This is a genomic window from Flagellimonas pacifica (assembly GCF_900215465.1).
Taxonomy (GTDB): Bacteria; Bacteroidota; Bacteroidia; order Flavobacteriales; family Flavobacteriaceae; genus Flagellimonas; species Flagellimonas pacifica.
The window spans coordinates 38838-63682 of sequence record NZ_OBEH01000001.1; the positions used below are offsets into that span (position 1 = coordinate 38838).

At 39.7% G+C, this 24845-nt stretch carries 27 protein-coding genes; 10 read left to right on the forward strand and 17 right to left on the reverse strand.

The window, feature by feature from the left end; genetic code table 11:
* The first annotated feature begins 40 nt into the window (after nucleotides 1–40).
* Together CRO15_RS00150 and CRO15_RS00155 are read left to right on the forward strand one after the other, a co-directional pair.
* Complete coding sequence (locus tag CRO15_RS00150; protein ID WP_097043718.1) at nucleotides 41–649, forward strand: transcriptional regulator; 609 nt, start codon at nucleotides 41–43, stop codon at nucleotides 647–649.
* Complete coding sequence (locus CRO15_RS00155; RefSeq protein WP_097043719.1) at nucleotides 646–1371, forward strand: DUF3307 domain-containing protein; 726 nt, start codon at nucleotides 646–648, stop codon at nucleotides 1369–1371. Before CRO15_RS00150 ends, CRO15_RS00155 begins: the two co-directional genes overlap by 4 nt.
* A 49-nt stretch (nucleotides 1372–1420) precedes the next feature.
* Here the strand turns inward: CRO15_RS00155 and CRO15_RS00160 are convergent, their stop codons facing one another.
* From CRO15_RS00160 to CRO15_RS00180, 5 genes are all read right to left on the reverse strand, one after another.
* Nucleotides 1421–2257 (reverse strand): NmrA family NAD(P)-binding protein, encoded by an 837-nt coding sequence (locus CRO15_RS00160; RefSeq protein WP_097043720.1) that lies wholly within the window; start codon nucleotides 2255–2257, stop codon nucleotides 1421–1423.
* 18 nt (nucleotides 2258–2275) lie between these two features.
* Complete coding sequence (locus CRO15_RS00165; RefSeq protein WP_097043721.1) at nucleotides 2276–2767, reverse strand: anthrone oxygenase family protein; 492 nt, start codon at nucleotides 2765–2767, stop codon at nucleotides 2276–2278.
* Between the two features lie 21 nt (nucleotides 2768–2788).
* Nucleotides 2789–3184, reverse strand: coding sequence for a DUF5367 family protein (locus tag CRO15_RS00170; protein WP_097043722.1), 396 nt, complete (start codon nucleotides 3182–3184; stop codon nucleotides 2789–2791).
* Between the two features lie 89 nt (nucleotides 3185–3273).
* The gene (locus CRO15_RS00175) at nucleotides 3274–4131 is read right to left on the reverse strand and encodes a helix-turn-helix domain-containing protein (protein ID WP_097043723.1); all 858 of its coding nucleotides are present in this window, start codon (nucleotides 4129–4131) and stop codon (nucleotides 3274–3276) included.
* A 118-nt stretch (nucleotides 4132–4249) separates the two neighbouring features.
* Nucleotides 4250–5158: a DUF6607 family protein gene (locus CRO15_RS00180; protein WP_097043724.1), complete on the reverse strand. Its 909-nt coding sequence runs from the start codon at nucleotides 5156–5158 to the stop codon at nucleotides 4250–4252.
* Between the two features lie 103 nt (nucleotides 5159–5261).
* On the opposite strand from CRO15_RS00180, the gene CRO15_RS00185 reads away from it, so the two are divergent.
* The 3 genes from CRO15_RS00185 to CRO15_RS00195 are packed head-to-tail and all read left to right on the forward strand — an operon-like array spanning nucleotide 5262 to nucleotide 8456.
* The gene (locus CRO15_RS00185; protein ID WP_097043725.1) at nucleotides 5262–7364 is read left to right on the forward strand and encodes a TonB-dependent receptor plug domain-containing protein; all 2103 of its coding nucleotides are present in this window, start codon (nucleotides 5262–5264) and stop codon (nucleotides 7362–7364) included.
* Between the two features lie 13 nt (nucleotides 7365–7377).
* The gene (locus tag CRO15_RS00190) at nucleotides 7378–8016 is read left to right on the forward strand and encodes an HmuY family protein (RefSeq protein WP_097043726.1); all 639 of its coding nucleotides are present in this window, start codon (nucleotides 7378–7380) and stop codon (nucleotides 8014–8016) included.
* Nucleotides 8013–8456, forward strand: a complete 444-nt coding sequence (locus CRO15_RS00195; protein WP_097043727.1) for a DoxX family membrane protein — start codon at nucleotides 8013–8015, stop codon at nucleotides 8454–8456. Before CRO15_RS00190 ends, CRO15_RS00195 begins: the two co-directional genes overlap by 4 nt.
* Nucleotides 8457–8793: 337 nt before the next feature.
* Here CRO15_RS00195 and CRO15_RS00200 read toward each other — a convergent pair whose 3' ends face one another.
* Together CRO15_RS00200 and CRO15_RS00205 are read right to left on the reverse strand one after the other, a co-directional pair.
* A complete protein-coding gene (locus CRO15_RS00200; RefSeq protein ID WP_097043728.1) occupies nucleotides 8794–9759 on the reverse strand; it encodes an alpha/beta fold hydrolase in 966 nt (321 codons plus the stop codon).
* A gap of 65 nt (nucleotides 9760–9824) precedes the next feature.
* Nucleotides 9825–10379, reverse strand: coding sequence for a TetR/AcrR family transcriptional regulator (locus tag CRO15_RS00205; protein ID WP_165769888.1), 555 nt, complete (start codon nucleotides 10377–10379; stop codon nucleotides 9825–9827).
* A 221-nt stretch (nucleotides 10380–10600) separates the two neighbouring features.
* Here CRO15_RS00205 and CRO15_RS00210 point away from each other — a divergent pair, with 221 nt between their 5' ends.
* A complete protein-coding gene (locus CRO15_RS00210) occupies nucleotides 10601–11500 on the forward strand; it encodes a hypothetical protein (protein ID WP_097043730.1) in 900 nt (299 codons plus the stop codon).
* 44 nt (nucleotides 11501–11544) lie between these two features.
* Here CRO15_RS00210 and CRO15_RS00215 read toward each other — a convergent pair whose 3' ends face one another.
* Nucleotides 11545–11835 carry a hypothetical protein gene (locus tag CRO15_RS00215; protein ID WP_097043731.1) on the reverse strand — a complete coding sequence of 97 codons (291 nt, stop codon included), beginning with the start codon at nucleotides 11833–11835 and terminating at the stop codon, nucleotides 11545–11547.
* Between the two features lie 567 nt (nucleotides 11836–12402).
* On the opposite strand from CRO15_RS00215, the gene CRO15_RS00225 reads away from it, so the two are divergent.
* Nucleotides 12403–12756, forward strand: coding sequence for an endonuclease domain-containing protein (locus tag CRO15_RS00225; RefSeq protein ID WP_097043733.1), 354 nt, complete (start codon nucleotides 12403–12405; stop codon nucleotides 12754–12756).
* Between the two features lie 225 nt (nucleotides 12757–12981).
* On the opposite strand, the gene hemL is transcribed toward CRO15_RS00225, so the two are convergent.
* The 4 genes from hemL to CRO15_RS00245 form a co-directional block, all read right to left on the reverse strand.
* A complete protein-coding gene (hemL, locus tag CRO15_RS00230; RefSeq protein ID WP_097043734.1) occupies nucleotides 12982–14259 on the reverse strand; it encodes a glutamate-1-semialdehyde 2,1-aminomutase in 1278 nt (425 codons plus the stop codon).
* 86 nt (nucleotides 14260–14345) lie between these two features.
* On the reverse strand, nucleotides 14346–15197 hold the full coding sequence (locus tag CRO15_RS00235; protein WP_097043735.1) for a glucosaminidase domain-containing protein: 852 nt from the start codon (nucleotides 15195–15197) through the stop codon (nucleotides 14346–14348).
* Complete coding sequence (locus tag CRO15_RS00240; RefSeq protein WP_097043736.1) at nucleotides 15194–16099, reverse strand: 1-aminocyclopropane-1-carboxylate deaminase/D-cysteine desulfhydrase; 906 nt, start codon at nucleotides 16097–16099, stop codon at nucleotides 15194–15196. The genes CRO15_RS00235 and CRO15_RS00240 overlap by 4 nt, the downstream gene beginning before the upstream one ends.
* A 9-nt stretch (nucleotides 16100–16108) precedes the next feature.
* On the reverse strand, nucleotides 16109–16438 hold the full coding sequence (locus tag CRO15_RS00245) for a hypothetical protein (RefSeq protein ID WP_097043737.1): 330 nt from the start codon (nucleotides 16436–16438) through the stop codon (nucleotides 16109–16111).
* Between the two features lie 159 nt (nucleotides 16439–16597).
* Between CRO15_RS00245 and CRO15_RS19685 the strand changes: the two genes are divergently transcribed.
* Together CRO15_RS19685 and CRO15_RS00250 are read left to right on the forward strand one after the other, a co-directional pair.
* Nucleotides 16598–16759 carry a DUF5522 domain-containing protein gene (locus CRO15_RS19685; RefSeq protein WP_165769889.1) on the forward strand — a complete coding sequence of 54 codons (162 nt, stop codon included), beginning with the start codon at nucleotides 16598–16600 and terminating at the stop codon, nucleotides 16757–16759.
* 65 nt (nucleotides 16760–16824) lie between these two features.
* Nucleotides 16825–17397 carry a DUF4136 domain-containing protein gene (locus CRO15_RS00250; protein WP_097043738.1) on the forward strand — a complete coding sequence of 191 codons (573 nt, stop codon included), beginning with the start codon at nucleotides 16825–16827 and terminating at the stop codon, nucleotides 17395–17397.
* Nucleotides 17398–17501: 104 nt separating this feature from the next.
* Here the strand turns inward: CRO15_RS00250 and CRO15_RS00255 are convergent, their stop codons facing one another.
* Nucleotides 17502–17969: an Lrp/AsnC family transcriptional regulator gene (locus CRO15_RS00255; RefSeq protein ID WP_097043739.1), complete on the reverse strand. Its 468-nt coding sequence runs from the start codon at nucleotides 17967–17969 to the stop codon at nucleotides 17502–17504.
* 153 nt (nucleotides 17970–18122) lie between these two features.
* On the opposite strand from CRO15_RS00255, the gene CRO15_RS00260 reads away from it, so the two are divergent.
* Entirely contained in the window at nucleotides 18123–19889 is a 1767-nt protein-coding gene (locus tag CRO15_RS00260; protein ID WP_097043740.1) for an aromatic amino acid hydroxylase, read from the forward strand.
* Here the strand turns inward: CRO15_RS00260 and CRO15_RS00265 are convergent.
* From CRO15_RS00265 to alaS, 4 genes are read right to left on the reverse strand one after another with little or no spacing between them, the layout of a single operon-like run.
* A complete protein-coding gene (locus CRO15_RS00265) occupies nucleotides 19857–20483 on the reverse strand; it encodes a DUF4230 domain-containing protein (protein ID WP_097043741.1) in 627 nt (208 codons plus the stop codon). The two genes, CRO15_RS00260 and CRO15_RS00265, sit on opposite strands and share 33 nt — an antisense overlap.
* 3 nt (nucleotides 20484–20486) lie before the next feature.
* Nucleotides 20487–21491, reverse strand: coding sequence for a GSCFA domain-containing protein (locus CRO15_RS00270; protein WP_097043742.1), 1005 nt, complete (start codon nucleotides 21489–21491; stop codon nucleotides 20487–20489).
* 7 nt (nucleotides 21492–21498) lie between these two features.
* Nucleotides 21499–22155: a hypothetical protein gene (locus CRO15_RS00275; protein WP_097043743.1), complete on the reverse strand. Its 657-nt coding sequence runs from the start codon at nucleotides 22153–22155 to the stop codon at nucleotides 21499–21501.
* Nucleotides 22156–22158: 3 nt separating this feature from the next.
* The gene (alaS, locus tag CRO15_RS00280) at nucleotides 22159–24783 is read right to left on the reverse strand and encodes an alanine--tRNA ligase (protein ID WP_097043744.1); all 2625 of its coding nucleotides are present in this window, start codon (nucleotides 24781–24783) and stop codon (nucleotides 22159–22161) included.
* Between the last annotated feature and the right edge of the window lie 62 nt (nucleotides 24784–24845).

Consider the following 24845-nt stretch of genomic DNA (forward strand, 5'->3'; position numbering starts at 1 on the left):
ATATTTTTAATTATCGGTTATTTTACCGATATTTGTATTCATGAGTATTACAACCGCCATAATAACCGGAGATATTATCAATTCCCGAAAGGAAACACCAAAAGCTTGGTTACCTAATCTAAAACAGGTGCTAAACACTTATGGAAATGAACCCACTCAGTGGGAAATCTACCGTGGTGACAGCTTCCAATTAGAAACTCTTCCAGAAAAAGCTTTGGAGGCGGCCATATACATAAAGGCCAGTTTAAAACAAGAAAAGGGAATTGATGTACGCATGGGAATAGGTCTGGGAGAAAAAGATTATACCTCTAAAAAAATAACTGAATCCAACGGTTCAGCCTTTGTTCATTCAGGAGAATGTTTTGAGAATTTAAAAAAACAGACACTCGCGCTAAAATCAGATTCAAAGATATTTGACCAAACCATTAATCTTATGTTGCAACTTGCAGCCCTTAGCATGGATAGTTGGTTCCCAGCAACCTCCTTGATTGTAAAAACTGCCCTAGAACACCCCAAATCCAATCAAAAAGAATTGGCAGCTTTATTAGACAAATCACAAAGCAATATCAGCGAAGCATTAATACGCGCCGGATTTGATGAAGTGCAAAAAATGATTCAATTTTACAAATCCCAACTCACACAACTATGACATTATTTGCCTTAAAACTCATTCTTGCCCACTTTCTGGGTGATTTTGTTTTTCAACCCGCACATTGGGTAGATGATAAGCTTCAGAAAAAATGGAAATCCAAATATCTCTATTGGCATATGGGAATCCATTTGTTGGCACTATTGGTTCTGCTTCAACTTGAACATTTGGGTGTTATTGCCATTATAATGGTCACCCATTTTTTAATTGATTTGGGTAAACTTATATTCTCTAACACAAAAAACTTTAGATGGCTTTTTGCACTGGACCAAATACTTCACTTATTAGTCATTCTACTGATTATTAATTGGCACACACCTTTTCAAATTGATTTTGAGTCGGTTTTGAATGAAAAAAATCTTTTATTCATCACCTTTTTGGTATTTGTAACCTACGTTTCGGGAATTCTAATGCGGATGCTCTTAGCTCCGTACATCACGGAAGTGCAAAAAAGTGATGATGCCGAAGGTGGTTCTCTTAAAAATGCTGGAAAATATATTGGTATGTTGGAACGCCTTTTTGTTTTTGGTTTTATCTTATTGAATCAGTGGGCGGCCATAGGATTATTGATTACGGCCAAATCAGTGTTCAGGTTTGGAGACCTCAACAAGGGTAAAAACAGAAAACTCACCGAATATGTTTTGATTGGAACATTGTTGAGTTTTGGTCTTGCCATTTTAGCAGGAATGCTGTACAATCATATGGTAGAAATGGTGGCATAAAAAAAAGCAGATCTTATAGATCTGCTTCGTTTTAAAGAGGAGAATGGTATCAAACTCCAACAGGCTGGTTCCATATTCCGGTTACGGCGGTTTCTTTCACATAGGTTGAAAAATCTTTGGGTTTCCTTCCCAAAACTTTCTCTATATCCTGTGTAATAATCTGATTTGCCTCATTTCCCAAAACTTCGGTAAAAAGATAATTGATTAACCAAATGTAATCTTCCGGAACACCATGGTCCTTCAGCATTTTGGCATAAGCAGGTAAAGCGATTGCGGTAAATGTTATTTCTCTTCCGGTAGCCTGGGCGATTTCAGCAATAACCTCTCTAAAAGTCAAAAACTTTGGACCGGTTAACTCGTAGATGTTTCCATTGTGCTTATCGTCGGTCAAGGCTTCAACAGCGACCTCGGCAATATCATCAGCATCTACATAGGGTACTTTTACATCTGCCTGGGGCAAGGCTACAATACCAGCTTGAATGGGTTCCAAAAAGAAACTCTCACTAAAATTTTGGTTGAACCAACTGGCCCGTACAATGGTATAATCCAGTCCACTATTGATGACCACTTGTTCGCATAGTTCAGCCTCACGTTCCCCTTTTCCAGAAAGCAACACCAACTTTTGTACGCCCATCCTTTTAGCCTCTTTTACCAAACCTTCAATAGCTTCCAAAGCTCCTGGGACCGCCAAGTCTGGCTGAAAACTAATGTAAACGCTCTGCATATCTTTCAATGCTCTACCCCAAGTCTCAGGATCGTCCCAATCAAAAGCTGGATTTTCACCTCGTGAACCAATACGCACATGGTGTCCTCTTTCGTTTAGCTTTTGGACGATTCTTCGTCCTGTTTTTCCAGTTCCTCCCAATACTAAAATGTTCTGTTTCATAATTGTTCGTTTTAATATTTATTTACTTATTCCTGTAATAATTAATAATGCGAATGAAATCGTGGTCGATACAACCCTAATGCTGTGAAATCGATTCCACGGGTTTTCAAACTTTTCTCGCAGCGCTTTTAATTCTTCTACACTGCTTTGGAGCAAATCGGTCTTATCCAAAATTTGATTTAGGGGTACATTGCCCAATATGGTGACCAAGACCAATCCAAAGAAATAGATGACCACGGCTATTGTTATCATCCAAAAATGTGTGTTGGAAATACCTTTGTTCATAAATATGGCGGCAATGCCCATAAAAAATGACCCAATAAAAACAGTGAAAAACAATGGGTTTTCAATACTTCGGTTCATTTTCTGAAATGCTTGTAGATAATTCAGGTCGTCCAATTGCCCAATACCAGGGGTTACGGCGTTTCCCCAAGTAAAACATAGTCCTGCGACTAGACCAAAGCATAGCGTGACCGCGAAAAGTGTGAGATTGCTCATTATAATTTCCATAATCCATAATTTTGCTTACTTCTATTGTTTGTTAAACTTCATACTAACCTTGATATACCAATACAGTGCAGCTACCACCATAAATTCTAGGGCAATCAACCAAAAGCCCAGGTCCGTAAAAAAGGCATAGTAACTACCTCCGTTGGGGATAATCAAAAAGGGTACAGTAATCAATGCATCGAGAGTGACACTCGTTAAGAACAATATCTGACCAAGTTGCCAGCCATGTACGGCGTGTCCATTTTTGTAGTATAGCCCAGCTCCTGTCCAAACCAAGGGTATTACTACCGCAAATAAGACTGCATTGGCCTGTTGGTCCCTATCATCCATTATGGGGAGGTAAAAGGACAGGACATATGTGCTAACCCCAAGTATCCAAATCAACACTCCAATTCCGATAGCTCTAACTGTTTTCATGACTGCTCGTTTTTAGATTACGAAACAAAACTAGAGCAGCACTCCGGTGACAAGTTGTTTGAAAAGGAGTATGATTTGTTCGAAAAGGATTAATGCTTGATTTCGCTGGGGCGGAAACCGAATTTTTTGGCAAAAGCGTTGGAAAAGGAACTCAAACTATCGTAACCAACATGCCAGGCCGCTTCTTGGACAGTAGCTTCATTTTTTCGAATTAGCTCATGGGCTTTGGTCATGCGTTCATTCTGAAGATATTTGAAAACAGGAACCCCAAAAAGCTCTTTGAAATCTTTTTTAAGCTTAAACGTGTTCAATCCTATCTGCCGTGAAAGCTCGGTTAGTGAAGGAGGGGTATCCAAATTATTGGATAGGATTTCTTTGGCCTCATATAATTTTTCACGTTCAACATTTTTAATACCACCATCCTTCAAGATGGAGAGTTGCCAAAAAAAGTGAGACAACAAAGCGGTAATCTGACTTCGAAAGAACATCATCTTGGCTTTGCCTTCATAGGTGTTTTTGAAAATGCCATCTACGATATGTTGCATCTCCGGGGTCATAAAAAATCGAGGCCCTTCTACATAATGATCTGATGGCTTCACCAATTGCCCCAACAATTCTGAGAATAATTCTCCTTCATTGTTGGGTAACTTTTGTAGATTTTTGGGCGAAGTGGCTATAACAATGCATTGCAACGGTTTCTCCACAGAAACTGTATGTTCACATTCCACCTGTTCATCGGCATAAAAGGAAAGTGCAAGACCCATGGTGTTCTCATAATCCTGTTGCTTATCGCCATATTTCATGGACAAATGCACATTACCCGATCCATATAGGGCAACAGCAATCAATGGTTCATCAAAATGACATGAATCAATGGTAATTTTATCCGAATTGGCCTCCTCTATCAAAACGGTAAAATCATTGATGTCCAAAATGTCTCGAGTCATTTGTCCTATTTAGGTCTATTAAATTTACCCAATTTCAAACAAATCAATGTACATTCCATGACAACTAAAAGTAAAAAACCACCCTTAGGGTGGTCTTCACTTAAATCAATCACCAAGCCTATTTTAAAATAAATGCATCAATGGTCTTGGCAATATTATCCTCTGAACTGTCAAAATCTTCTGAAAAAAGATGAGCATAAAGAGGCATACCATCAACTTTGGCATTGAGTTTCAAATCCTGTTTTTCTGCAAAAACATTGTCCCATTTCGTTCGGACCTTAGCCCAGTTAGCCCCATGCTCCTTCCACCAGTTTTGGGCAGCTAGACATCTGCTATCATCAACTTTTTTATAGGTATTGAATCCCTTTTCTTCAGCCAAAACCACATCGGTGACTCCTTCTTTTCTAATGATTTTTTTATTATCCTGATCATGGACCCACCCTTCTTCGGCAACAACATGTCTATTGTTTCTAAGGGTCAAGTTATAGTCACTTCTTTTCGTGTATTCTCTTCTTGGTAATGGTGCATCAGCGGCATTTTCCCAATAACTTTGCCCATCTTCATGTATCCAGGCTGCAGATCCTTCATAACGAGGGCTATCATCTACTTGATACACTTTTTGTGTCCACTGTCCTTTCACTTGCTCTTTTGGAAGCGAAACATAGTTCCAAACATTATCACCGTTATAGGTATATAGATCGGTATTCTCAAAAAGCCAATCTTGTCTCCAATGTTTTATGATCCGTGGGGAATCTGGTTTTCCTACAACCAACAGATGCTGCATTACAATTTTCTCCTTATCATCAGATACCAACTGCACCCATTCCAGGGCTTTATCATGCTTTACTTTGGAAGGAACATAGTTTTCATCATCTGAATATTCAAAAGTTTCAGCAAAGTTGAAGCCCACCTCATAACAGCCACACATACTTTTTATGGCCTGTTGGTCCTTTTTCTTTTTGCTCTGCGCATTGGCTTGAAACGCAAACATTAAACATACTGCGGTAAAAATTAAAAGTTGTTTCATCGTAAACGTATTGTTTTTTGGAATTAAAAAAATTGAAAAATTAATATTATTCTTATTTAGATTGAATTAAAATAAATATATATTTGCCACAAATCTAATTAGAATGATTCTAAATAAAAACGGTTTCTTCATTTATTTTTTCCTCTTTAGTTTTTTATGCCCTGCTCAAGAATCTTTTAAAAAGCATAATGATTCCATTCTTATGGAAAGCTTGGATGAAGTGATAGTAACGGCCACGCGTACCGTTCGTCAACTCTCTTCCCTACCCCTACCAGTAACCCTGATTTCCAAAAAGCAACTGCAACAGACAGGAGTAACCCGCCTAAATGAAATACTGAACGAGCAAACGGGAATCATCATAACCCCGGATGCCACAATTGGTGGGGGCGAAGGCGTACAAATTCAAGGTATTGCATCAGATTACATTTTGGTGCTTTTAGATGGTGTCCCTGTTGTTGGTCGAAGTTCAGGCAATCTTGATTTAAGTCGCTTTGCCATAGGCAACATCAAACAAATTGAAGTGGTAAAAGGGCCTTCCTCCAGCCTTTTTGGCTCCGAAGCTTTAGGTGGGGTTATCAATATTATTACCGAAAAGCCAGTTTCCAATAAAATTGGTGGTCAAATATCACATAGAACGGCCTCATTTAACCATCAAAATACCAACATCAGCCTTAATCAATGGGCAAATAAAATTGGATATTCCTTTTTTGCAGACCGGTTGAGCACTGATGGGTATGACCTATCACTAAATCAAGAAGGTAAAACCGTAAATCCGTTTTTTAATTACACCTTTAATGGCCGACTGTTTTACGACCATTCTGACCAATTGGATGTTTATGCCTCTGGACGCTATTTCTTCCAGGAGTTTGATATTGCTCCCAGTACCAGTGAAGAAAAGGATGCAAATATTCAACTCAGAATCAACCATAATCCCTCCAAAAAAATCAATCTGCAGTACGAGCTTTACTATACCAACTACATAACCAATGAAAACACCATTGATGCAGCCAATAATAACCTGCTCATTGAAAATGATTTTGACCAAAAGCTCTTTCGACCCGAAATCCGTTTCAATTATGCTATCAATCCCAACAACACCCTAACTGCGGGAGGTGGTTACAATTTTGAAACTCTTGATCGCTCACTTTTCACGGAAAAAGTATCCTTTGATTCCCAATATGTGTTTGCCCAGTACGATTTTAAACCTTTGGAAAAGCTCAATCTAATCGCTGGTGCCCGTTTTGATAATCACAGCGAATATAATTCACAGCTGAGTCCCAAAATATCTGCCCGTTACGAACTCACAGAAAATCTGGCCATCAAAGCTTCGGTGGGGAGTGGTTTTAAAGCCCCTGATTTTAGACAGCTATACCTTGACTTCACCAATGCTGCTGGGGGAGGTTACTCTATATTTGGAAAGGACGTGGAGGCCGAAGGTATACAACGACTTCAAAACAATAATGAAATTGCAACCCTTCAGGTTGATGTTTCAGACTTAGGAAAAAAATTGGATGCGGAGAGTTCCGTTGGCTACAATCTTGGAATCGTCTACAAAGAAGGAAAACTATCCTCAGAACTTAACTTTTTTCGAAACGATTTTAAAAACCTTATCGACACCAGAATCTTGGCCGCCAAGACCAATGGACAAAATGTATTTGGCTACATCAACAGGGAAAGTGTGTATACCCAAGGTTTGGAAATTGACCTCAAGTACAGACCTTCCAATCAACTTAATTTTTCAGCTGGGTATCAGCTCTTGTATGCCTATGACAAAAACAAAAAGGAAGACATTGAAAATGGTGAAGTATTTGCCCGTGACCCCGAAACTCTGTCAACTATCCAGTTGAAAAAATCAGATTATTTTGGTTTGGAAAACCGCTCTAGGCATACCCTAAACTTCAAAGCTTTCTACGAAATCCCCAAATGGAAAGCCAATGCCAATCTAAGGGTTACTTATCGAAGCAAGTTTGGCCTTACCGATCGCAATGGCAATGGATTGTTGGATGATTTTGACGATTCTTTTGTTGACGGCTATGCACTGGTAAATCTAGCCTTCGGAAAAACCTTTTTTAAACATTACCAATTACAATTTGGAGCCAATAACCTGTTGGATTTCAAAGGTAACAATCCATTGGCCGCTCAGGATAGCAAAATCCTTATCAATCCCGGAATTCAACTGTTCACAAAACTTAATATTCAATTTTAATCTATAAATACATATGAAAACCACTTTAAAACTTTTTAGTCTTTTGTTCTTTTTTATCGCCTTTGTAAGCTGTAGTAATGATGACGGCCCAAATCTGGTTCCTGTTCAAAGTAAGACAGCCTCCAACATTCCTGCACCACAAACCGGAAAGCAAGGAGAACCAGCGGGAGGGCCGTATACCAAATTCAGTTTTGTTACAGGTGAGGTAACCACAAGCGATACCGACTGGGATATTGCTTTCAGGGGGACATCTATTGTTGTAAACGGTGGGACAGCAACAGGTACAAATGATGAACCAACAAGAAACGGAAATGGGGGAATCTCTATCCAATCTGGAACTTTTGCCAGTATTACAGATGCAGATGGACTCACTTTTACCCAAGATGCCGATGGTGCCTTTGCAATACCTACCGGAAGCAACAACGGATGGTACAGCTACAATCCTGCCACCCATATTATAGCACCTATCCCAGGAAAGGTTTTTATTATCCGAACCCATGATGGGAAATATGCTAAAATGGAAATTGTGAGCTATTATAAAGATGCTCCGGTAGAGCCAAATTTTATGACAGATGAATATCGTTTCTATACTTTTAATTACATCTACAATCCCAATGCAGGTGAAACCAAACTAACCCCACCTGTAGAATGAAAATAAACATCCTATTTATTGTTTTGCGTTTGATTTTGGGTGGAATGATGGTTTATGGTGGAATCCAAAAGTTCCAAAAACCCATCCCCTCTCCTATTGCAGTTGTAGAAAAGGCACAAAAATTCAAAGCTCCTGAAAAGGAAAGTACACTTCAAAAAATATTGTACATCAACGGAGCAAAACAGACCGGATATTTTTGGCAGGTTTTAGGCATAGCCGAACTACTATTTGGATTGTTGATATTGTTACAGGGAAGTAGTTTTGTTGGAGCTGTTTTTTTGCTGCCCATCACCTTGCACATCTTTTTGTTCCATCTTTTTTTAGAGGCCGATGAAGTCAATGAACTGTTACAAACAGGCGGACTTTTTGCCATTAACACCGCCCTTGTGCTAAAAGAACACAAGAAATGGAAACACTTGCTCTGGATTAAACCGATTTGACTTTGAGCTGGTTTATTTTTTTAGTTTGTTTAAATGAAAATGGGGCATATGCCCCATTTTCTATTTTATTACTCCTTTCCCTGTCATCCTGAGCGTCCTCCTTCCGAAGTCTTGCACAGAGGATAGGCAGTCGAAAGGAGGGAAATCTTGAATTAATCCAATCCCTTCCGTTCTTCGGACACCTTCCCTTAACCAAGGGAAGGAGCTTTTTTCAAGTTAGAATATACTATTGTTCCTTTCCCTATAAGGGAAAGGTGACTCCTGAAAAGAGTCGGAAAGGGTTGAAAACACTACCCGCAGCATCATGAAAAAAATGTGCTACGGGCAGCGAACCTAATTATTGGATTTTGTTCTTTTTCAAAAAATTGTCGATGTAATTGGCAATCTCAATTCCTTTTTCTTCCAAAGCAAAATGGCCTGTGTTCAACAAATGGAATTCTACATTTTTTAGATCTCTTTTATACGGATGTGCCCCAGCTGGTGGAAAAATGTAATCGTTCTTTCCCCATACAATCAAGGTAGGCACCAGATACTCACGGAACAATTTTTGCCATCCGGGATATCTATCCACATTGGTGCGGTAATCATAGAACATGGCCAATTGAATCTCATTGTTTTCCGGACGGGTCAAATGTTGTAGGTCAATGTTCCAGTTATCCGGGCTTACCTTGGTGCTGTCCTGAACTCCATGCAAATACTGCCATTTAAGACCTCCTAATTGATGAAAACCTTCCAAGGCCTTTCCGTTTTCAACCGTGTATTCGTTCCAATACTTTTTAAGGGGAATCCAGAAATCCACCAATCCCTCATCGTAGGCATTTCCGTTCTGCACTATAAATGCCTCCACACGTTCCGGATGCTTTTCAAAAATTCTGTACCCCACTGGTGCACCATAATCCATCAAGTAAAGGCTATAGCGATCTACTTTTAGCTGTACCAACAACTCATCAATAATCTCTGCAAAATTGTCAAAGGTGTAGTCAAACTCTGCCATTGGAGGTTGAGAACTACGTCCATAACCGGGGTAATCTGGTGCAATTAAGTGGTATTTGGAAGATAGGTCGTCCATTAAATTGCGGAACATGTGCGAAGAAGTGGGATAACCGTGCAATAAAAGTAAGGTGGGAGCGTCTTTGGGGCCCGCTTCGCGGTAAAAAATATCCAATCCGGACACCTTTGCGGTATGGTAGGTGGTTGGATAATCTTGTTTTGTTGCGGATCTTCTTTTGTTTTGTCCGTTAAGGCTCGAGGCGACCAATACCGCCAAAGTAAAAAGTGTTACAATCGTTTTTCTAGTTTTCATTGTTTTTAATTTAATCGTTATTATTATTTTACCGAACGTTCGGTAATTTTAATGTTCAAATTTTTTTAGGTTTTGTATCGGTTCTTAATTTGTTGGATGGCATTCTGAAAAGGCTCCGTACTGTCCATCGCTTTGGAAAGTACCAAACTGCCCTGTACCTCAATAAAGCTTTGCTTCGCCATTTGCATGGCGGTCTCTGCATCTTGCCCAACAGCTTTTCCCAAAATGCTGAACGACTCCAACCATTGGTTGATTCCTTTTTCAATCTTTTCACCAAACAGTGCCATTCCGGTATCCATGGAAAGGGAACGGTACAAACATACCTCCCGTCCCTCGTTGTAAACGGCATTGATGTTGTCCAAAGCTTCTTTTAAACGTTGGGTTGGTACCAGTTTTTCATCAGAGAGCACTTTATAGACCTTATCATTGATCCATGATTCCATAAAGTCGAGGACGGCAGCGGTCATTTCTTTTTTCCCTCCGGGAAAGCGATGGTACAGACTCGCTTTTTTTAGACCCGTGGCCTCTGCCAACTCATTAAGGCTGGCTCCATCATACCCTTTGGAACGAAACACGGACATAAGCCCGTTTAAAATTTCTATATCTGATACTTTTGCCATTCTCATGGGACAAATGTAAAAAGAATTTTAATTTTACCAAACGTTCGGTAAAATTTTAACATGCTTTAACACCTTTTGCAGCTACTTTCTTCAAAATTGAAGGGAGGCCGCAGTTTTTAAGCCCTATGTGTAACCCAAAATTCTACAGTTTGTATTAATTTAAATCTCAATCTTTCTGCACATAAAACTTTATTTCTTATTTAGTAATAAAATCACAATTCATGACTCTTATTGTCGCTAAGATAAATGGACACAACATTAAATTCGTTTCCGATTCGAAAGTTACTGATCAATCCTCAGTCAGAAATAATCCATTGGCGGGAAATTTAAAGGCTTTAATACTTCATCCAGAAACATGTTTAGCATATGCTGGAAACATCCATTACGCAGAAATTTTACTAGATGATTTTTTCTCTGGGAAAATTAAAGATTTCAAACAATTAGCAAACAGATGTGCACAATTAAATTTAGAGTCCAATAATACCACTGATTTTTTAATTGGAACTCTATTTAATAATAAGCCTGCTATATACAAATTTTCAGATGGACAGATGTCCCTAGATTACCAAGATCTGTGGATTGGTGATAAAATAGCTTTTAACAAATATCAATCTGAATATTACTCAAGTTCTGCTAAAGATAAAAATCCTTTTGTTCGAATGTCACTTGCATTTAAGAAAGTGATTGATGACGAAAAAATACCTTCTGTAAGCGATTTTCAAATCTCAGTTGAGGCAAAACCATATGGGGAATCGAGCTCTTCAATTTTTGTCTACGAGCTAAAGACAGAACTAAATTTCGCACCTCAAACCATAAGTATTAAAGGAGGGAAGCATTTTACGCCTATTACTGTTGGAGGACCAGAAATTGGAGGTTATGGAATTTGTTATTTAAGATCAATTAGCACTTATAAACCTGGAATTGCAATTCATTTTCCGCAGGGTGAATTTGGTGTTTTATTTTGTCCAAAAATAAATCATAACAAGCCAATAATAATTAAAGAAAAGGATGGTGAAGTTTTTGCAAAGAAAATATGGAAAAAATATGAGGTAGGTCTTCAAGGTATTGTGTTAAAAGATGGATTTGCAATGAAGCATATTGTTATACCGGAATCATCATAATGCAACATGCTCAACCTCCGCTGCCACCAGAATGTTTCTGGTGTTTACCCCAAACACCCCTTTAACTTAACATAACACTCCTCTGCCACAGGCAATAGTTCTTTACCATTATAGGTAGTTGGCCATTGCGGTGCCCGATCTAAATAACCGCAATAGATTGCCACAAAAGCCTCTAGGTTTTGGGGAGGCACTTGCATGAGTTTTGCTACAAGGGAGATCAGATCAAGATCGTACAGGCCGCCATGATCTAGCCCGACATTGCACAACGTTTGGGTAAGTTGGCTATGTTTTAGATCTTGTTGGATCAAGGTAATGATCAGGGATTTGTGGCACATAATACATATTGTTTTATGATATAAAGGCATATCTTTTTATACTGTTTTACCATATTATTTTTATTGTATTTTGCTTTCTGCTTAACCAATATTTTTAAGGTTAACTCTTTTTTATTACTATGTAATAACCCACGGCAGACCATGAACATGAACCGCATCAAAATCGTTTTAAAAGAACAGGGCCGTAGCCAAACTTGGTTGGCCGAGCAGATTGGTTGTTATCAATCCAAAAATTAATCTCCCATTACCATCCCTACCGTCTTGATGTTTTGCATCAACCCACCTTCCCTTAACCAAGGGAAGGAGCTTTAATAAATACAAACAACTAATTCCTTTCCCTGTGCAGGGAAAGGTGGTGTTACGTAGTGACATCGGAAAGGGTAGAAATATTTAATTAATGCCAATCCCTTCCGTCCTTCGGACACCTTCCCTTCGCCAAGGTGAGGAACTGTTCTAAACCAAAACATTATTGGTTCCTTTCCCTAAAAAGGGAAAGGTGGCTCCTGAAAGGAGTCGGAAAGGGTGTAAACCACTGCTTTCATCTTTTTTACTATTTTGGTATAATAAATGAAAAGGCACGACCACCCAAATCTTCGGCCTCACCGAAAAGAGCTACGTCAAAACCTGACCCCAGCCGAAGCATTTCTTTGGAAACAACTTCAACATAAAAAGCTGGATGGCCGAAAATTCAGAAGGCAGCACAGTATCGACCATTTTATTGTAGATTTTTATTGCGCTTCCGAAAAACTCATAATCGAATTGGACGGACAAGTGCATATGAATCCAATGGCTGAAGAAAAGGATTTGAAACGCACCCAATATTTAGAAAATCTAGGGTTTACTTTAATCCGTTTTGAAAACAAAATGGTATTTGAGAATTTGCCATCCGTACTTCAGGAGATTAGGGAGAATTTCAAATAGCATAGTCAATCCCCTCCGATTCCAACAAAGTTGGAACCACCTCCCCTTATCCAAGGTGAGGAGCTTTTCAAAATCAGAAAATAATAATTGTTCCTTTCCCTGCACAGGGAAAGGTGATTCCTAAAAGGAATCGGTAAGGGTAGAAATCAATCCCTTCCGTCCTTCGGACACCTTCACTTTCCTTCGACTGCGCTCAGGATGACAGGGAAGGAGCTACTTTTCGAGTTAAAAAATAGTTTTTACCGCCTCAATGGTCTTGTCCAAATCAGCGTAGCTGAGGGCATCGTTTAAAAAGTAGCTTTCAAAAGCTGATGGTGGTAAATACACCCCCTGCTCCAACATCCCATGAAAGTATTTTTTAAAGGTATCGTTATTGCCCTTGGCCGAGGATGCAAAGTCCACCACAGGTTCTTCACAAAAATGCACCGAAATCATACTGCCATAGCGATTAATCTGATGGGCAACTCCTTTTGAAACCAGTACTTCAGCTATCCCTTTATATAAGTATTCCGTTTTCTCCGCCAAGCTGGTAAATACTCCCGGATTGTTGTTGAGTTCGGTGAGCATGGCCAATCCGGCACTCATGGCCAAGGGGTTTCCACTTAAGGTTCCTGCTTGATACACGGGTCCTTCGGGAGCCAAATGGGACATAATCTCAGCTCTGGCAGCAAAAGCCCCTACGGGGAGTCCGCCCCCAATTACTTTTCCGAACATCACAATATCAGCATCTATGCCCAAAGCTTCTTGCGCACCTCCTTTGCCCAAACGGAATCCGGTCATCACCTCATCAAACAACAACAAAATACCTTCTTGGGTGCAGATATCCCGTAAACCTTGGATAAATTCGTTGGTTGGAATGATACAGCCCATATTTCCAGCTACAGGTTCCAGAATCAAGGCTGCAATCTCACCTTTATTAGCTTCCACCAAAGCTTTTACGCTTTCCAAATCGTTATAATTGGCCAAAAGTGTATCTTTTGCGGTGCCTTGGGTCACCCCAGGACTATTGGGGCTTCCAAAGGTCACCGCCCCACTCCCTGCCTGAATCAAAAAAGAATCGGAATGGCCATGATAGCACCCTGCAAATTTGATAATCTTATCTTTTCCGGTATAACCTCGGGCCAATCGCACAGCACTCATACAAGCTTCGGTTCCGCTATTCACAAAACGGATTTTGTCGATATTGGGCACCATGGAAACGGCCAGTTGGGCCAGTTCAGTCTCAATTTCGGTAGGCATTCCAAAGGAAGTTCCCTTTTTGGCTTTTTCTACTACAGCATTGATCACAGGCTCATGGGCATGACCCAAGATCAGTGGCCCCCATGAGGCAATATAATCGATGAGCTGGTTGCCGTCCTCATCATATAAATAAGCTCCTTTAGCTTCTTTTACAAAAATAGGGTCTCCCCCTACGGCTTTAAATGCCCTTACTGGGGAATTTACCCCTCCGGGAATGTATTTTTTGGCCTCCGCAAACAAGGCACTGCTTCGTTGGTATAGCATTTAGTATTCTATTCTTTGATGTCAGTTCGAGCGCAGTCGAGAACCATTTTTGAACAGCCGCATCTCGACTGCGCTCGATGTGACAGTTATTTTGATTTTTCTTTCCGGATATTGAGCACTTGCCCAATGGAAATGGTATTAGTATTAAGGTTGTTGATTTGTTTGAGCTCATCTACTGAAATGGCATATTTACGAGAGATGGCATACAGGGTTTCCCCCTGTTCCACCACATGGGTAAACACTTCATATTTTTTAGGTGCCCGAACGGTTTCCAGTCCTCCACGCACCACTTCTGCGTCATACTGGTCCAAATTATATCGTTCAATCAAGGCAATCAATTTTTGTGGATACTTCCTGTCCGTTGCATACCCCGCCTGACGCAAACCGTAAGCCCATTTTTTATAATCGTTCCGTCTGTAATTGAACAGAAATTTATATCGTGACCTTGAAGAAAGAAAAATACTATGATCTCGGAATGAATACATGGGATGGTTGTACTTTCGGAAGCACTCTCCCTTGGCATCGTCATCATGAAAATCGAACTCCCCGTCCCACCCGGTATGGCATTTTATCCCAAAATGGTTATTGGTCTTTCGGGTGAGTTCCCCTTTGCCCGAGCCACTCTCCAAAATACCTTGCGCCAAGGTAATACTTGCAGGAATACCAAAGGCACGCATCTCGTACTTGGCCATTTCGGCAAAAGTCTCTATATACTCCTGGGTGTTTGCAATGGGAAATTTTACAAATCGACCAGGGTTCACAGGTAAAGGATATAATTCAGAATCTTTGGGACCATCCTTTGGAAGTCCCGTATTGGGATCTTGGTCCTTTTTAACCTCCACCACCGGTTTGGGTTGACGGGTCACCGTCCTCTTTTTTGATTTACAGCCCGTGAACACTAAAACGAGCACCAAAACATATCCTATTCGTTTGATCATACGTCCAACAACGGTAAATTCCTTTTTTTTAATGCAAGATTCATACCTTCTATGCCCTGCAGCCCTCCTGTATGAATGGCCAAAATTTGGGCCCCTTTTTTAAAAGTATCCTTTTTTATCAAGTCAAAAATACCAAAAAGCATTTTTCCGGTATAAACAGGATCCAAGGGAATTCCAGTTTCTTTTTTAAAGGTGTTGATAAAATTGATCAAACTTGCATCAACCTTGGCATAGCCTCCAAAATGGTAATCAGAAATTAAATCCCAATTTTCGTTTCGGGCAAATTTACGGATATCTTCTTTTAGAAAATCACCTTTTAAGGCAGGGAAACCCCACACCGTTTGATGGGCTTTTGCTGAATTGGTAAGTCCGGATACGGTGCCTCCTGTTCCAACACAACTGCAAATAAAGTCAAACTTAACATCTGCTTCGGTCAAAATTTCTTCACAACCTTTAACCGCCAAGGTGTTGGTTCCCCCTTCGGGAAGGATATAAAACTTGCCAAAAGCATCGTTCAATCCATCCAAAAAATATTTTTCATTTTTTTTTCGATAATCGCTTCGCGAAACAAAATGAAATTCCATTCCATGATCACGCGCTAATCTCAATGTTGGGTTTTCTTGCCAGCTGTCCTTTAACTCTTCTCCTCTAATGATACCAATGGTCTCAAATCCTTTCTCCTTTCCAGCGCAGGCCGTTGCGGCAATATGATTGGAAAAAGCACCACCAAAGGTGAGTAAGGTGGTATGGCCTTGTTGCTCAGCTTCAAGCAAGTTGTATTTAAGCTTTCGGTATTTGTTACCTGAGATATGTGGGTGGATAGTGTCCTCCCTTTTGATGTAAAGGGTCACTCCTTTTTCTTCAAGAATGGATAAATCTATTTTCTGATCGGGAACAAGCAAGTTGTGTGATTAACGCGTCAAATAGTCCAAAAAACCAAAGGACTTTCTGCGTGCAAGATACTCTTTATCCTCCTCGTTTGCATAAGCTTCACGTTCAAAACTAATGTTTTGGTACGCCCTATAACTGTCCAAATAAAGTACAGTTCGCAACAGCCATTCAGCAATGTATAAGATATAAAAAGGAAAGATCAACAACTCTTGCTGTTGTTTTAAGTGTATGCGCTCATGATTAATGAGCACTTCATCTTTTTTAAGATTATCTTCTTTTAAAAAGATAAATGGCCAAAGAGATAGGCCTACATAATTTCGATAAAAGAAATGTTTAAAAACTAATATCACGTTTAAACTATAATAAGTTTCTTACAAAGATAACCTCCAATATATTAGAAATTTGGATTGATCCGATGATAACATTAACAATTTCGGTGAACTACTTAACAATACTACAATTGGTGCTTTTCATCGGAATACTGTAATTTTATATTGGTTTCTATTTATATGAAAGAATATATTCCCTTGGAAGAGGGCGATTTTTACCTCTCTGAAGAAGGTTATAAAGTATTTACCAAGCAGTACCATCTAAAAAGGGGATATTGTTGTGAGAGTGGTTGCCGCCATTGTCCTTATGGCTACGATAAAAAGACAAACTCAAAGCGCTAAAGCACTGTTCGGCATAATATTTGTGACTGATTTTTAGTGATTTATTGAACTCAAAAAAGATTTCTATGAAAAATTTAAAACTGTTTTCCTTAGCTGCCTTAACAATTACTCTACTGTTTTCCTGTACCTCGGTCAGAGTGGTTTCCGATTATGATCAAAAAGCTGATTTTCAAACTTTCAAATCATATGCCTTTTATAAAACTGGCATTGACAAGGCCCAAATCTCTGATTTGGACAAAAAACGTATTCTTAGAGCCATTGAGGCTGAAATGAGCTCTCGCGGTTTTGTTAAATCTCAACAACCAGATGTTTTGGTAAGCATCTTTACCAAAGAACGTGAGCGTGTTGACGTCTACAACAACAACTTTGGTTGGGGTTATGGAGGTTTTTACAATCCTTGGGTCTGGGGTCCTGGATGGGGCTGGAACAACACCCCCAATGTTAGCACACGTACCGAAGGATCTCTTTACATTGATGTAATAGATGCCAAAAAGAAGGAACTGGTATGGCAAGGTCGCGGTGTAGGAACCTTAAACAATACTAAGAACTTAGAAAAGAAAGAGGAACGTATTCGAGAATTTGTATCGCATATTCTTAAAGAATATCCTCCATCAGTAACAGCTGTTGCAGCGAATTAAAAAATTATCAAAAACAGAGCGAAGAATCCAAAGTAGCTGAATTGAAAGTGTTCATCGAAGTTGGAAAAGTGAAGTGGGTTCTTCGTTCTCTTTATGTTTCTTTGTTACAACAACGGAAAGGTCTTTTCGTTCTTTACCTCATTTAAAACAAAAGCACTTTTCACGGCCCCAATATTGGGTAAGGATGCAATTTTAGTCTTCGCAAACTTATAATACGCATCTAGATTCTTTACAATAACCTTCAGCAAAAAGTCAAACTCTCCCCCAACCACAAAACACTCCGTAACCTCGGAGAATTGATTTACCTGTCTCAAGAAATCATCCATTAAGTGCCCCTTTTGGGCTTCCAGGGAAACAAAACTGAATACGGTAATACTGCTTTCAATTTTTTCTTTATCAATTATGGCAGCATAGTTCTTGATAAAACCCTCTTGCTCCAATCTTCTTATACGTTCATACACCGGGGTCTTGGTCAAACCAAGTTGTTCAGCGATATTTTTGGCAACAGTCTTGGCATCTTTTTCCAATATTTTTAGAATCTCACGATCAATGGCGTCCAATTGTGCTTGCATACTTTTTCCTGTTTTGCTTCTTTCAACAATTCAAAATTAATACATATTCCTAAAATATTACACGTAATAAGTCTTTATTCCTTCTAAGAATAAATTAACATGTTATTTGTTCCGTCATCAGTATATTTATAGGAAGATTTTAATTCATTTACAATGAAAGATGCTGCATACGAAAGCAATCCCATTTTGGATAAACTGCCCGAACATCTAAAACAGTTTATCAAACCTCAAAATTATGAGGAGTATTCCGCCATTGATCAAGCGGTTTGGCGCTATGTAATGCGCAAAAATGTGGATTATTTAAGTAAAGTGGCGCACAGATCATATGTAGATGGACTGGAGCAGACTGGAATTTCCATTGACCATATTCCCAACATGTACGGTATGAACCGTATTTTAAAGGAAATCGGTTGGGCTGCGGTTGCCGTAGATGGTTTTATTCCTCCTGCAGCATTTATGGAATTTCAAGCGTATAACGTATTGGTAATTGCATCGGATATCCGACAATTGGAAAATATTGAGTACACACCAGCTCCAGATATTATCCATGAAGGAGCCGGCCACGCTCCTATTATCGCAAATCCAGAGTACGCAGAATACCTAAGGCGATTTGGCGAAATTGGCAGCAAAGCCATTTCCAGCGCCAAGGATTATGAACTTTATGAAGCGGTAAGGCATTTATCTATCATAAAAGAAGCTCACGGCACTTCCCAAGAGGAAATTGATAAAGCCGAGAAACATATTGAATACCTGCAAGAAAACATGGGTGAACCGAGTGAAATGGCCCTTATTCGAAATTTGCACTGGTGGACAGTAGAATATGGGTTGATAGGTACCGTGGATAATCCAAAAATCTATGGAGCGGGACTGCTTTCATCCATTGGAGAAAGTAAATGGTGCATGCAGGACGAGGTGATCAAATTACCCTACACCATTGAAGCAGCCCATCAAGCTTTTGACATCACCAAACCCCAGCCTCAGTTGTTTGTTACTCCCGATTTTGCACTTTTGAGTCAAGTATTAGAGGATTTTGCCAATACCATGGCCCTGCGAACCGGCGGACTTGTAGGAATTAAAAAATTGGTTGACTCTAAAGCACTGGGCAGTATAGAACTTAGTACGGGATTGCAAATCTCAGGGCATTTCCAAAGCGTAATCGAACATGATGGCAAACCTGTTTACATGAGAACCATTGGTTCCACGGCTTTGGCATATCGCGAAAAGGAATTGGTAGGACATAGCGTACTAGAACATCCCGAAGGATTTGGGTCACCAATAGGAAAGTTAAAAGGAATCAATTTAGCCATTGAAGATATGGGGCCAAGGGATTTAAAGGCCTATAAAATTTATGAAGGTGAGCAGGTTTCATTGGAGTTTGAGGGAGGTGTCAAAGTTGAAGGCACTATCATAACTGGCACCCGAAATTTACAGGGCAAAATACTGCTGGTTACCTTTAAAGATTGTACTGTAACCCACAATGGTACTGTTTTGTTTCTACCTGAATGGGGGCTCTACCATATGGCCGTAGGCCAAGAGGTTGTTTCAGCATTCAATGGCCCTGCGGATTTAAACAGTTTTAACCTGATTACGCATGTTCCTTTGGAAACTACCATAAAGTCAGAGAAAAGTACTACGAGAGCACAATTGGAACTATACTACCAACAAATCCGGGATTTTAGGGAAGGTTCAAACACCACCACGTCAAGAAATAAGGTTTTCAAGGAATTGCAGGAAAACTATCCGGAAGATTGGTTGTTATCCGTTGAACTTTTCGAACTGGCTAAAAAAGGTAACGATTCAGGGTTTCAAAAGGAAATCAAAGCACATCTGGAAACGGTCAAACAAAACAATCCTAAAGTTGGACATTTGATCGATGATGGTTTGGAATTAGTCGAGCTTGGTACTGCTAAGGTTGAGTAATCCATCATAAGAATCGATGGTTTTTTGGTTGTATTCCAAAGTCCACCCCATGGAATTGGACAGCACATAGATTCGGGAAAGTTCGCTAATCAACCTATTTTCAGCATTTGATTTTAAAGAAGAAGCTTCAATTTTTCGCATTAGGGAAGCATTTACATTTTCTTTAATGGCATTATAATCACCAGCTTTAAATGGATTAAAATAATCCGCTGTTACATCATAGTATTCAAAATCCGGGTTGATTTTGACCTCAGGTTCGGGAATTGATGAAATTTTGATGGTTTTTTCGGCCTCGTCAAGCTCATATTCAACCTTGCTTAGATCATACGAAATAGTCGCCTCGGCATTCACCACCACCAATGCTTTTTTATCTGCCGTCACCAAAGATCCAAACAGCTCTTTGGAATCTGCATAATTGTATACCTCCACAAAGTGCCCTTCGGTCACAATAAGCTTGGATACGTTTTTTAACTCCTGCTGAATCAATAAAGAACTCTCTTTAAGCGTAGCAGATTCTTCCCGATAATCTGCACAGGATTTGTAGATCAATACCGAGGCCAAAGCTATGATTGCACCAACAAGGACTTTCTTCATGGATCAGAATTTCATGAAAGGATATCTTTCTTGAAGATACGTAATTTTCTCGCCCAGCGACTTTTTGAATTTTTGATGTGTCTCAGAATCCGGGTTAAAGGACTTGTGTTGTAGTCCTTTTTGAACTGCCTCTACCTCATCCATCACGGGGTAGATTTCTGGAGATATCCATGCCAATTTGAACTTTTCCCATATGTAATCAACCGACAATTCATTGGGATGCACCATATCTTTCCCATAAAAACGATAATCGCGCAATTCGTCCATGACAATTTCATAGGATGGAAAATAGGAAAGACTTCTCGACTGCCCCTTCGACACTTCGGCTTTGCTCAGTGCAGGCGAGCTCAGGGTGACAGCTCGAAGTGACAAAATAGTATGCACGGCGGATATCAGATGTGCTTTGCTGCGTTGGTTTTCCACAAACCCATCCTTTAAATGGCGCACTGGGGAAATAGTGAAAATAATCTGTGCTTTTTCGTTTACGGATTGGATAAGTTCCGCCATCTTTTTAATACTTGATTGAATCCTTTCGACCGACAACAGCTCTTTGGAAAATTCCTTTTGCGGCACCTTATGGCAGTTCGCTACAGTTTTTTGGGTTGAATTATGTTTATAGGTCCAAGACGTACCCAAGGTCAAAACAACATCAGTGGCTTCCTTTAATGTTTTTGCAGTTTCTTCCAATCCATTATTCAAATTATCAAGCAATTCTTGTTCCGAAAGAGCACTTATATCGGAATGGGCATCAAAACAATGCCAAATTCCGTCATGTTCAAAAACCTCTGCTTTTTGATAAGGTTGATTCGTTAACGCTCTTTCAATCAAATTTTCAATAGCAAGCGGATGAAACAAAATCCCAAAAGGGTTTTGCGTTGTTTGAAACTTAAAGAAGTTCAGTTTACCGCCAATATTCTCTACAAAACAAGAACCCAACAGCAATACTTTTGACTGATAGTCAATGGGATTATTTGCTTTTTCAATGGGAACAATGGTTTGAAGTTTCATCTGAAAACTACTTACAATTATCAATATTGTTGATCATATCCTTGTATTGGCTTTCCAACTGGGCTTCCAATTGATCCATAAAGCTCAAAACCCGAATCAAATCATCTATAGATTTGTTTCCCAAAGCCTCGGTGGCTTTTTTAAGTTCCCCCTTCACCAAATCCTGCGTGTGATACAGCCCTTGTAATTGGTAAAGACAGTCATATCCGAACTCATGAAATATTCCGGTAGACTTTGAAATTTCCCAAGCTATATTGCTCAAATCGGTAATTTCCAGATATACTTTGGTAAAGCCTTTATATTTATAAAGTTTATCATCCACTTTGACCGAATCCATTTTTCGATAAAACTCCGGGTAACGTTGAACAAAAATATTCATCATATCTGGGTTTAAAACCAAATCGCCCTCCTTGTTCTCCAGGCTTCCAAGTTCATCAAAAAAAGAAGGTATTTTTTGGTTTTTTAATCTACTCTCTTCAAGCTGAGCGAGATTGTTGCGCAATTCGTCCTTTATTTTGACCAATGCAATTTCCTTATTCTTCTGAATGGATTTTGAAGCATTCCAATCGTTAAACCAAATGGCCAGATTAATGCCTACAAAAAGCAATAATATCTCACCTAGAATGTATTTCCAATTAAGGTTTTTAAGCTTGAAGAATCGCATATCTTAGTTTGTCTTGGCAACAAACCCTCTTGCATTTTTTAATGCATCCGCTATTCCAGAAGGATTTTTACCTCCGGCAGTGGCAAAGAAAGGCTGCCCGCCTCCGCCTCCTTGGATGTGTTTACCCAACTCTCGCACAATGTTGCCAGCATTTAATCCCTTGTTTGACGCCATTTCCTTGGAAATGTAACAAGACAGTATCGCTTTTCCATCTTTTTCTGCACCTAGTAACAGAAATAGATTCGAAACCTGCCCACCCATTTCAAAGGCCAAATCTTTAATGCCTGCAGCATCTAAATCAACCTTCTTAGCCAAAAATTGAATTCCATTGACTTCTTCAAGTTCGGCAATTAATTCGTTTTTAAGACCTTTGGCTTTGTCCTTTAATAGTTGCTCCACCTGCTTTTTTAAAGTTGCATTCTCCTCTTGCAAACTTTCCACAGCTTTAACAGGGTCTTGGGCCTTGTTCAATAAATCCTTTATCTCAAACAACATTCGGTTGTTCTTAAAGTAGAATTCCTTCACTGCATCGGAACTAATTGCCTCAATCCTTCGGATTCCTGCTGCAACAGCTCCTTCGGAAACAATTTTAAAGTGCCAGATATCCGCAGTGTTCTTCACATGGGTTCCACCACATAATTCTATGGACTGCCCAAAACGGACCGTCCGGACCGTATCGCCATATTTTTCTCCAAACAACGCCATAGCACCTTGCTCCATAGCTTCTTTAATGGGGATATTTCGGTTTTCCTCAAAAGGAAGCTGTCCTTCAATTCGTGCATTCACAAAATTCTCCACATCACGAAGCTCTTTCACAGTCATTTTTGAAAAGTGCGAAAAGTCGAACCGAAGGTGCTTGGAGTGCACTGCCGATCCTTTTTGTTCCACATGCGAACCCAAAACTTCTCGCAAAGCTTGATGCAACAAATGCGTTGCGGTATGATTGCTTGCAGTACGCTGCCTTTGTTTTTTATCGACCACTGCTTTCAGCGTGCCGGAAATGTTCTTGGGTAGGTTACTGGAAAAATGAACAACTTCGTTATTCTCTCTTTTGGTATCCAAAATGTAAACCACATCACCGTTGGGAACTTCCAGATAACCTTTATCTCCAACCTGTCCACCACCTTCTGGATAGAACGGGGTTAGATTGAAAACCATTTGATATTGATCTCCTTCTTTCTTACTGCTGACTTTTCGGTATTTTACCAACTTCACATCAGCCTCAAGACTATCATAGCCAATAAATTCCTGTTCAGAATCTTCAAGCAACACGGTCCAGTCGTCCTTAGAAATTTCAGAAGCAGCCCTAGATCTGTCTTTTTGTGCTTTCAAGGATTTTTCAAAACCTTCAGCATCCAGTTTATATCCCTTTTCTTCAAGAATCAATGAAGTAAGATCTATCGGAAATCCAAAAGTATCATACAGCTCAAAGGCTTTTTCACCATCTACAGTTTTACCATTGGTAGATTTTATTACTGAGTCCAACAGCACTAATCCTTGTTCCAAGGTACTCAAAAACGAACTTTCCTCTTCCTTGACTACATTCTCTATCAACTGGTATTGCTCACGAAGCTCTGGAAAGGCTTTGCCCATGGTTTCACCCAACACTTTTACCAATCGATAGATAAATGGTTTGTTGGTACCCAAAAAGGTAAATCCATAGCGTATGGCACGTCTTAAAATCCTTCGGATTACATACCCAGCACCATTATTACTCGGTAATTGTCCATCTGCAATTGAAAAAGCAACAGCCCTAATATGATCGGCAACCACACGAATTGCAATATCCGTCTGTTCGTCCTTTCCGTATTTCTGGCCGGTGATAATTTCTATCTCACGGATAAGCGGAGTAAAAACATCGGTATCATAGTTGGATTGCACACCTTGCAACACCATACAAAGGCGTTCAAAGCCCATTCCGGTATCCACATGTTTTTCAGGAAGACTTTCCAATTTTTCATTGGCTTTACGATTGTACTGCATAAAGACCAAATTCCATATTTCCACAACCTGCGGATGATCCTGGTTAACCAGCGAAGCACCTGGAACCTTAGCTTTTTCTTCCTTAGATCGAATATCCACATGGATTTCAGAACATGGCCCGCAGGGACCTTGATCACCCATCTCCCAAAAATTGTCCTTTTTGTTCCCCATGATGATTCTATCCTCTGGAACTATGGCTTTCCATAACTCAAAAGCCTCTTTGTCCATTTCTAAATTATCTGCATCATCACTTCCTTCAAAAACAGAAACATAAAGGCTGTCCTTGTCTATTTTATAGACTTTGGTCAATAACTCCCATGCCCATTGAATGGCTTCTTTCTTAAAATAGTCTCCAAAGCTCCAGTTACCCAACATCTCAAACATGGTGTGATGATAAGTATCCTTGCCCACCTCATCCAAATCATTGTGCTTTCCGCTTACACGGAGGCATTTCTGGGTATCCGACACCCTTTTGGAAACCGGTACCGAATTTCCCAAGAAAAACTCTTTAAACTGATTCATTCCCGCATTGGTGAACATCAAAGTAGGGTCATCTTTCATCACCATAGGTGCAGATGAAACGATTTTATGTTCCTTCCCTTTGAAAAAATTTAAAAACTGGGTTCTAACTTCTTGGGATGTCATTGAATTTGCTAGGGTTTTATTAAATTTAACACTTTAAGAAAAACAATTTTTATATTTGTTTG

Coding starts and splice junctions, on each gene's coding strand:
- CRO15_RS00150 (WP_097043718.1), top strand. CDS start 41: ATGAGTATTACAACCGCCATAATAACCGGAGATATTATCAATTCCCGA.
- CRO15_RS00155 (WP_097043719.1), top strand. CDS start 646: ATGACATTATTTGCCTTAAAACTCATTCTTGCCCACTTTCTGGGTGAT.
- CRO15_RS00160 (WP_097043720.1), bottom strand. CDS start 2,257: ATGAAACAGAACATTTTAGTATTGGGAGGAACTGGAAAAACAGGACGA.
- CRO15_RS00165 (WP_097043721.1), bottom strand. CDS start 2,767: ATGGAAATTATAATGAGCAATCTCACACTTTTCGCGGTCACGCTATGC.
- CRO15_RS00170 (WP_097043722.1), bottom strand. CDS start 3,184: ATGAAAACAGTTAGAGCTATCGGAATTGGAGTGTTGATTTGGATACTT.
- CRO15_RS00175 (WP_097043723.1), bottom strand. CDS start 4,131: ATGACTCGAGACATTTTGGACATCAATGATTTTACCGTTTTGATAGAG.
- CRO15_RS00180 (WP_097043724.1), bottom strand. CDS start 5,158: ATGAAACAACTTTTAATTTTTACCGCAGTATGTTTAATGTTTGCGTTT.
- CRO15_RS00185 (WP_097043725.1), top strand. CDS start 5,262: ATGATTCTAAATAAAAACGGTTTCTTCATTTATTTTTTCCTCTTTAGT.
- CRO15_RS00190 (WP_097043726.1), top strand. CDS start 7,378: ATGAAAACCACTTTAAAACTTTTTAGTCTTTTGTTCTTTTTTATCGCC.
- CRO15_RS00195 (WP_097043727.1), top strand. CDS start 8,013: ATGAAAATAAACATCCTATTTATTGTTTTGCGTTTGATTTTGGGTGGA.
- CRO15_RS00200 (WP_097043728.1), bottom strand. CDS start 9,759: ATGAAAACTAGAAAAACGATTGTAACACTTTTTACTTTGGCGGTATTG.
- CRO15_RS00205 (WP_165769888.1), bottom strand. CDS start 10,379: ATGGCAAAAGTATCAGATATAGAAATTTTAAACGGGCTTATGTCCGTG.
- CRO15_RS00210 (WP_097043730.1), top strand. CDS start 10,601: ATGACTCTTATTGTCGCTAAGATAAATGGACACAACATTAAATTCGTT.
- CRO15_RS00215 (WP_097043731.1), bottom strand. CDS start 11,835: ATGTGCCACAAATCCCTGATCATTACCTTGATCCAACAAGATCTAAAA.
- CRO15_RS00225 (WP_097043733.1), top strand. CDS start 12,403: ATGAAAAGGCACGACCACCCAAATCTTCGGCCTCACCGAAAAGAGCTA.
- hemL (WP_097043734.1), bottom strand. CDS start 14,259: ATGCTATACCAACGAAGCAGTGCCTTGTTTGCGGAGGCCAAAAAATAC.
- CRO15_RS00235 (WP_097043735.1), bottom strand. CDS start 15,197: ATGATCAAACGAATAGGATATGTTTTGGTGCTCGTTTTAGTGTTCACG.
- CRO15_RS19685 (WP_165769889.1), top strand. CDS start 16,598: ATGAAAGAATATATTCCCTTGGAAGAGGGCGATTTTTACCTCTCTGAA.
- CRO15_RS00250 (WP_097043738.1), top strand. CDS start 16,825: ATGAAAAATTTAAAACTGTTTTCCTTAGCTGCCTTAACAATTACTCTA.
- CRO15_RS00255 (WP_097043739.1), bottom strand. CDS start 17,969: ATGCAAGCACAATTGGACGCCATTGATCGTGAGATTCTAAAAATATTG.
- CRO15_RS00260 (WP_097043740.1), top strand. CDS start 18,123: ATGAAAGATGCTGCATACGAAAGCAATCCCATTTTGGATAAACTGCCC.
- CRO15_RS00265 (WP_097043741.1), bottom strand. CDS start 20,483: ATGAAGAAAGTCCTTGTTGGTGCAATCATAGCTTTGGCCTCGGTATTG.
- CRO15_RS00270 (WP_097043742.1), bottom strand. CDS start 21,491: ATGAAACTTCAAACCATTGTTCCCATTGAAAAAGCAAATAATCCCATT.
- CRO15_RS00275 (WP_097043743.1), bottom strand. CDS start 22,155: ATGCGATTCTTCAAGCTTAAAAACCTTAATTGGAAATACATTCTAGGT.
- alaS (WP_097043744.1), bottom strand. CDS start 24,783: ATGACATCCCAAGAAGTTAGAACCCAGTTTTTAAATTTTTTCAAAGGG.